Annotated in this window: 6 protein-coding genes and 2 pseudogenes; 3 read left to right on the plus strand and 5 right to left on the minus strand. The window is 67.2% G+C overall.

Features of this window, described 5'->3' with window-relative positions; translation table 11 throughout:
* Positions 1 to 334: 334 nt before the first annotated feature.
* Complete coding sequence (locus AB1460_RS34995) at positions 335 to 838, minus strand: hypothetical protein (protein WP_368966666.1); 504 nt, start codon at positions 836 to 838, stop codon at positions 335 to 337.
* Between the two features lie 33 nt (positions 839 to 871).
* On the opposite strand from AB1460_RS34995, the gene AB1460_RS35000 reads away from it, so the two are divergent.
* Positions 872 to 1,144: a hypothetical protein gene (locus tag AB1460_RS35000; RefSeq protein WP_368966668.1), complete on the plus strand. Its 273-nt coding sequence runs from the start codon at positions 872 to 874 to the stop codon at positions 1,142 to 1,144.
* 96 nt (positions 1,145 to 1,240) lie between these two features.
* On the opposite strand, the gene AB1460_RS35005 is transcribed toward AB1460_RS35000, so the two are convergent.
* A complete protein-coding gene (locus AB1460_RS35005) occupies positions 1,241 to 2,335 on the minus strand; it encodes an NmrA family NAD(P)-binding protein (protein WP_368966669.1) in 1,095 nt (364 codons plus the stop codon).
* 741 nt (positions 2,336 to 3,076) lie between these two features.
* On the opposite strand from AB1460_RS35005, the pseudogene AB1460_RS35010 reads away from it, so the two are divergent.
* Positions 3,077 to 3,985: pseudogene (locus tag AB1460_RS35010) on the plus strand (transposase domain-containing protein); the annotation flags it as partial.
* Positions 3,986 to 4,026: 41 nt separating this feature from the next.
* Here the strand turns inward: AB1460_RS35010 and AB1460_RS35015 are convergent.
* Together AB1460_RS35015 and AB1460_RS35020 are read right to left on the minus strand one after the other, a co-directional pair.
* Complete coding sequence (locus AB1460_RS35015) at positions 4,027 to 4,302, minus strand: hypothetical protein (protein ID WP_368966670.1); 276 nt, start codon at positions 4,300 to 4,302, stop codon at positions 4,027 to 4,029.
* Between the two features lie 287 nt (positions 4,303 to 4,589).
* Positions 4,590 to 5,180, minus strand: a complete 591-nt coding sequence (locus tag AB1460_RS35020) for a dihydrofolate reductase family protein (protein WP_368966672.1) — start codon at positions 5,178 to 5,180, stop codon at positions 4,590 to 4,592.
* Positions 5,181 to 5,535: 355 nt separating this feature from the next.
* Between AB1460_RS35020 and AB1460_RS35025 the strand changes: the two genes are divergently transcribed.
* Positions 5,536 to 5,760 carry a transposase family protein gene (locus AB1460_RS35025; protein WP_420497449.1) on the plus strand — a complete coding sequence of 75 codons (225 nt, stop codon included), beginning with the start codon at positions 5,536 to 5,538 and terminating at the stop codon, positions 5,758 to 5,760.
* Here AB1460_RS35025 and AB1460_RS35030 read toward each other — a convergent pair.
* Positions 5,735 to 6,256 (minus strand): annotated as a pseudogene (locus AB1460_RS35030) (integrase core domain-containing protein); the annotation flags it as partial. The gene AB1460_RS35025 and the pseudogene AB1460_RS35030 sit on opposite strands and share 26 nt — an antisense overlap.
* Positions 6,257 to 6,381: the final 125 nt, after the last annotated feature.

Below are 6,381 nucleotides of genomic sequence, written 5' to 3' on the forward strand. Positions count from 1 at the left end.
CCGCCGCGCCCACAAGACCGCCACCGCCGCACTCGACCTTCACGGCTTCCCCTGACAACCCGGACGAACCACCAGACCCGAAGATCACGGACAGATCAACTCAGAACGCGAGCGTGCCGGAGCCTTGTTACCCGGGGAGGCCTGAACACGGAAACTGAGGAACGCGCTCACGGCAGCAGGAACAAGTGCCCCAGGCCTCCGCCGTCATACTCAACCACGGGCTCGTCCGCACCAGAGACAGCCGACGTCGACCAGGCAACGCCCCACCATCATCCCAGCCGCATCCCGGCACCCAGCAAACAGCCCACCGCAGCCCCATCAAATTCTCATTCGATCAGGTGGCGGCTACGCCGCCAGGAATGCTCAACCAGGTGGCTGCCTCGTCGGCATACTCGGGCGCCTGGTGCGCGATGTCGAGGAGACGACCTCCGGTGACGCCGGCCAGTTCCGCCTGGTCGAAGTAAGAGATCCAGTGCGGTTCAACGGCCGGGTCGACGTCGCGGATGGCGTCCTGCGCCCGGCCTGTCACGCGCCGGAAGGCGGAGAGCCGACCTTGCTGGGCGTAGGCCCATGCCTCGCGCGTGAACAGCATCGCACGCACCGCCGGAGTCGCCCGAGCGCCGGCGACGTCCTGCGCGAGTCGGACGAGCTCAAGTCCTTCGGTCGTCCGGCCGAGATAGAACTGCTGCCGCGCCATGCCGCCGAGGATGTTCGCGCAGAACACGGGATCGTCAGCCGCCTTGGCTGATCGAAGAGCGAGCAGGTAGTAGCGCTGCGCGATCCCTCCCCGCCCCGAGTCCCAGGACATCGTCGCGGCGGTCTCAGCAAGATCAGCCATTACACCGTGCAGCCGCCGGGTCAGATTCTGTGGATGCGAGAAGTCGCGAAGCTCATCCGCGATCTCAGCGAGCTGACCCACCACCGCCTTCCGTCGAAGGCCACCGCCGAACTGGTTGTCCCAGGCCCGGAAGGTTCGCGCGGCCAGCTCAATCTGCTCGATCTCCTCATCACCGACACCAGCGGCGCGACGCTGCCCGGCGGGCGGCTCGATGGTATTCAGCCAGCGCTCCGCCCCAACGCCGCGGACTTAATGTTTTTGATGTTGCTTGGCGTCCGGGGCCAGGTCGGGTGCGGCACGGTCTGAGCCGCAGACGGCGCTTGGTCGTCGGCGTTGTGGAAGCCGAAGGCGGCCCGTGCAACGAGTTTGACCGAGGCCCGGTTCGTATTGCCGCTCAGCCGTTTACAGCTTGCCCTTCCTCATATCCGCGCTGCTCTTGAGTACCGCAGAGTCGATACTCAAGTTCTCCGACTGGACCCTCTCCCAGAGACTTCCCTTACCGAGGTCTCGCCCCACCTGGTCTTCTCGGCGGAACCACTCCTCAGCACTTCGGATCCTGTTGTGGTGAATTTCATCGAGCAGAGCGTAATCCCTGGTGACGATTCCGTGCTTCCACACATTCCAGAAGCCCGTGAAATTGTCCCTGAAGCTCATGGTGGCCTTGTCGTTGGGATCGGCGTTGTATCCGGCAGGGAGATCGGCAACCTCCTTCAGTGGACCGCTCCAATATGTGTCCAGATCAGTGTCGACGTACCGTGCCGGATGCCCGGTGACCTTCTCGAATGCCGCAGCCATATCGGCATAGGCCACGTGCTCGATAGCTACTTCGAGGCCCATTCCATTCGCCCGCTCTGGATGGTCGAAGAGCCAGCGAACGTAGAATCCGCAATCTTCGAGATCCACGTGGGGAACGGCTCCCTTGCCGAGAGGGACTCGCCACGTGACGACACCGTCCTCGACGGATGGTGTCATGGGCGTGAGCGGTGAGATCACCATGTCCATATAGGGACCTGACGTGAAGACGGCCACTCCCATCCTGTCCCTGTTCTTTTGGTTTTGGAACAGTACCCATTCGGCCATGCGACCTTTGCCGTCATAGTGGCCGGTGCGGAACCTGGAGTCGTAGCCGGACTTCTTGAGGACGTAGTCGAGATTCCCATAGACGAAGAATTTGATTCCTTCTTCAATCGCGATCTCATAACTGCGGATGGCCCAGTAGGTCTCGGTCTTCTCGCCGGTGTTGAACCCGTCGATGTTCATGAATACCCCGTCGCAGCTGCGAAATCCTTCCCGCAGCACGTCTTCGTTGGCAAATGACCCTTCGAGGAAGGAGACGTTGCCGAGCGCGAGAATAGCCTGGGCCCGGGGGGAGGTGGAATCGCGGGTGAGGACTCGGACGGAGTACTTCTTGTCGGCGACAAGAGCGCGGACGATGGGCATCCCTTGAGCCCCTGTGCCGCCGATGACAAAGATGGTAGAGGTGGTGTGAGAAGCCATGGTTTTTTACCTCAGAGGTTGTGCACGCAGCCATCGGTATCAGCAGGCGATGCGTGCGGCATATCGAAACTGATCGCTGCGTCAGCTTGACGGTCAACGGCACCGGCTGGCGCTGCGCCGACGCCCGTGGACGGTCGCGTAGACCTTGGCGGCTCCACGTTCACAGGAAACCCCACCAACAACTTCCCCTGTCGCGACGGCGACAAACGTCTTTGGTGCTGGCCATGGACACTCCCAGGAAAACCGATCGGTTTCCAGCAGCAAGCGCCCGGACGGGTAGGGTCAAGGCCAGGTGTGGCACGTGGTGGGTGTGGGGCGGTACGGTGTGGGGCTGGTCGCGTGCGTGTGCGGATGCTGACCGTCCGGTGACCACCGGGTGGCCGTCTGGTTGATCTACCAGGGCAGGGTGGCCGCGTCCACAAGTGGTGGCGGCCCTCCCTGAAACCTTTGGCCGGGCAAGGGGAGGGCCGCGCGAGGTGCGCGGAGGCACCGCTGCCCACGGTAGACGTCACAGCGGACTGGAGCGAGGCCAGGGTGCCGGCGGGGACTCTTGTCGTGCCCCGGTCGGCGGTGGTCCGCCCGGGTGGGCGGGGCTCGGACGGCCGGGACGGGGCGCTCGTCGTCACCAGCGCGGCGCCGCTGGCCGACGGCGACGAGGTACTGATCTGCATACCGGCGGGGGTCGGGCGGATCCGGCGCTGCCGGGACGGCCGGATCCTGATCCGCGGCCATATCGCCGACGTGGCCCGGCTCGGGCTGCTCGAGGACTGGCTGCCGGCCGGGCTGATCGACCAGCTCGTCGAGAAGTTCCAGGTCGCGGGCCAGCGGCTGCGCACGCTGTCGGCGGCGATGACGGTCCGCTGCGTGCTGACGATGGTGCTGCTGCCGGGCGCGGACCTGCGCGAGGTGGTCGCCACCGTCGCCGGCCCGCTCGCCGACACGCCCTGGGAGAAGCCCTGGCAGATCCCCGGCGGGGAGGTCCTTGGCCGGTACCGGACCCGGCTCGGCACCGAGCTGTTCGCCGACCTGTTCGCCCAGGTCGCGGCCCAGGTCACCGCCGAGCCCGAACACACCACCCCACCCGAGCCCGCACCGCGGAAGGAGAGCCGGGCTGGCGCAGCCGCCCTCGTCGAGCGGGTGGCCAGCGGCTGGCTGGCTGACCTGCTGGTCTGTGGCGTCGACGGGACCCAGACCCGCTGCCCGGACACCAAGGCCAACCGCAAGGCGTTCGGCCCGTCGGGCACCACCGAGGACACGCCCTACCCGCTGGTCCGCGCCGTGCTCGTGACCGCCTACGTGTCCCGGGCGACGCTCGGGGCCGCGATCGACGGCTCCCACGTCGGCGAGCAGACACTCCTCGCCCGGATCCTCACCGGGCAGCGCTGGGTGTTCACCGCCGGACGGATCTACCTGTGCGACCGCAACTTCCTCGGCGAACACCTGGTCCGCGACCTCCTGAAGACCGGCGCCCACGTGCTGATGCGCGTCAAGGCCGGCCTCGCCCTGCGGGGCGAGGGCTGGCTCCCCGACGGCTCCTACCGCTCCACCCTCGGCGGTCCCGGGATCCCGGTCCGCGTCGTCGACTACGACCTCATCCCCCAGCCCTGCGCCGACTCGTCCGGGGACCTGTTCTGCCTGGTCACCGACCTGCTCGACCACGTCACCTACCCGGCCGAGGCGCTCGCGGCGACCTACCCGCTACGCTGGTCCGCCTCCGAGACGGCGATCGGCGAGAACAAGACCACGATCACCGACGCCGGGCCGTCGCGCGGCCCGATCCTGCGCTCGACCCGCCCCGCCGACGTCCGCCAGGAGATGTGGGCCTGGCTGACCTCCACCAACCTCGTCCGTGCCACCGCCCGGCACGCCGTCGCCACCACCGCCGGCACGCCGGTCGCGGCCCGGCGACTGTCGTTCACCGCCGCGCTGCGCGAGGCCGTCCGCTCGATCGGCCGCGGCCTGATCACCGCGACCACCTCGACCGCCGCCCACACGGTAGCGACCGAACACACCGCCGCCGCGGGGATCAACCACCTCCACAACATGAGCCGAGCGGGCAGACCGACCCGCCGACCAGCCGCACCGCAGCCACCCGACCTTCGAAACAAGCCTTCAGCCTGGCGTTTAACCTCGTTTCGAGGCGCCGTCCGGCCACGACTTCACACCGGCCGAGAAACGGCCTCCGGCCTGCGCAAACGCAGCCGGAGGTCCGATCTTGTGTCACGGTCCGCAGTGGACTTCTTCGCGTACCCGTTCAGATCGGTCGACGGCGCACCCGATAGCGCAGGTGAAGCACCCGGTTGCCCTGAATCATCACGTCAGGATCCTCCAACAGGTGCTGCGCGTGGACCGACCCGAAGTAGCGCTTGCCGGACCCGAACACGACGGGTACGACGTCCATGCGCACCTCGTCGACCAAACCTGCGGCAAACACCTGGCCACCGACGTCGCCAGCGGCGACCTCGACCGTGCGGTCACCCGCAAGCTCCTGCGCCTTGGCCATGGCTGCCTCGACGCCGTCGACGAAGTGAAACGGTGCCTCGGGGTCCCAGCCCTCGGGCTCCGGCCGGTGCGTCACGACGACCACGTGGTCGATCCCGCCCGGAGGCTTTCCATCCCAGCCGTCCGTCATGTCGAAGACGTGGCGGCCGACGAGTGTCGCCCCGATCTGGTCCCAGTACGGCCGGGTGTAGTCGTAGGACGTCTGCGACACCTTCACCTCGCCGCTCTCATCCAACGGGACGTCACCGCCGGACAACCAGTCGAACAGCGGTCCGGGCTGGTCATTCTCGTCCGCGACGAAACCGTCCACCGACACCGAGCTGTACATGACCACCGTGCCCACGCGGCTCTCCTCTGCTTTGGGGCCCCCAAATTAGCGTGTCGTGAGCTGTCGCTCCGGTAAGAAATCAATCGGCCGGCAGCGGCCAGCCGTCCAGCGCGTGGCCAGGGCTCCGGCAAGTTTGCTGACGCGTAGGCGGTGGGCCAGGCCTGGGGTTTCTGGTGGGGCTGTGTAGCGGGAGCCGGGCACGCGGCCGGGGGTCTCATGGGTGCGGGCACGCCACCTGAAGATCATGGAGGTTCCTACACCATCATGATCGACCCGAGGTGTCGTGCCCGCCGTACCAGTATCATCGCCTGTTCTTGTTCTCGATCAGCTGGCTGCTGCCGTCACCGACGGTCATCACCATCCGTCGTCGGTGTCGGGTCTCCTGGCGGCTTTCGGTCGAGTCCCGGACCCGCGGAAACCCCGAGGGAGACGGCACAGCCTGGCCGTGGTGCTGACCCTGGCGACGTGCGCGGTACTCGCCGGCGCGCGGTCGTTCACCGCGATCGGCGAGTGGGCCGCCGATGCCGTGTGGGGTGTCAGAACTCGGCCATCGGCCTTGACCTGGTCTTTTAGGCGGCTCGTTCGTATTCGTTGATCAGGCCGCCGAGGACGGACCGGCGCTTGATCCGTTCCTGGCTCAGGTCCGCGACAGGGTGATCGGGCCGCGGCGGCTGAAGGCCACAACCGCGGTGGGGTCGTCGTCCGTTGTAGTGAGCCGGGTACTCGGCCAGAACGGTGCGCAGGTGCCGTTCACCGAAGATCAGTATCCGGTCGGTGACCTCGGTCCGGACCGTGCGGACGAACCGTTCCGCGTAGGCGTTCGCCCGCGGGGCCCGGGGTGGGATCTTGATCGCGGTGATGCCGGCGTCGGCGAGGATCGCGTCGAACGACGCGGTGAACTGCCCGGCGCGGTCACGGACCAGGAACTGGAAGTCGGCAGCCCGGTCACCGAGGTCCATGAGGAGGTTCCGGGCTTGTTGGGTGGTCCACGGTCCGTCGGGGTGGGAGGTGACCCCGAGGATGTGGACGGTGCGGGAGCCGACCTCTATGACGAAGAAGCAGTACAGACGCCGCAGCGTCACCGCGCAATCGTCAGGTAGCGGGGGCGCGTTGCTGCGCCCCCGCCCCTTCAGAACCCGGCGTGCCACTCGTCGCGGCACCGGGCTCAGGCGGCCCGCGTGGGCGGGCAGGCCCTACAGGTTGCTGTCCGTGTCGG

The organism is Parafrankia sp. FMc2, assembly GCF_041008525.1.
Taxonomy (GTDB): domain Bacteria; phylum Actinomycetota; class Actinomycetes; order Frankiales; family Frankiaceae; genus Parafrankia.

Bases quoted from the DNA above. Each gene is read 5' to 3' on its own strand.
- AB1460_RS34995 (WP_368966666.1), bottom strand. From the start codon at position 838: ATGGCTGATCTTGCTGAGACCGCCGCGACGATGTCCTGGGACTCGGGG.
- AB1460_RS35000 (WP_368966668.1), top strand. From the start codon at position 872: ATGCGAGAAGTCGCGAAGCTCATCCGCGATCTCAGCGAGCTGACCCAC.
- AB1460_RS35005 (WP_368966669.1), bottom strand. From the start codon at position 2,335: ATGGCTTCTCACACCACCTCTACCATCTTTGTCATCGGCGGCACAGGG.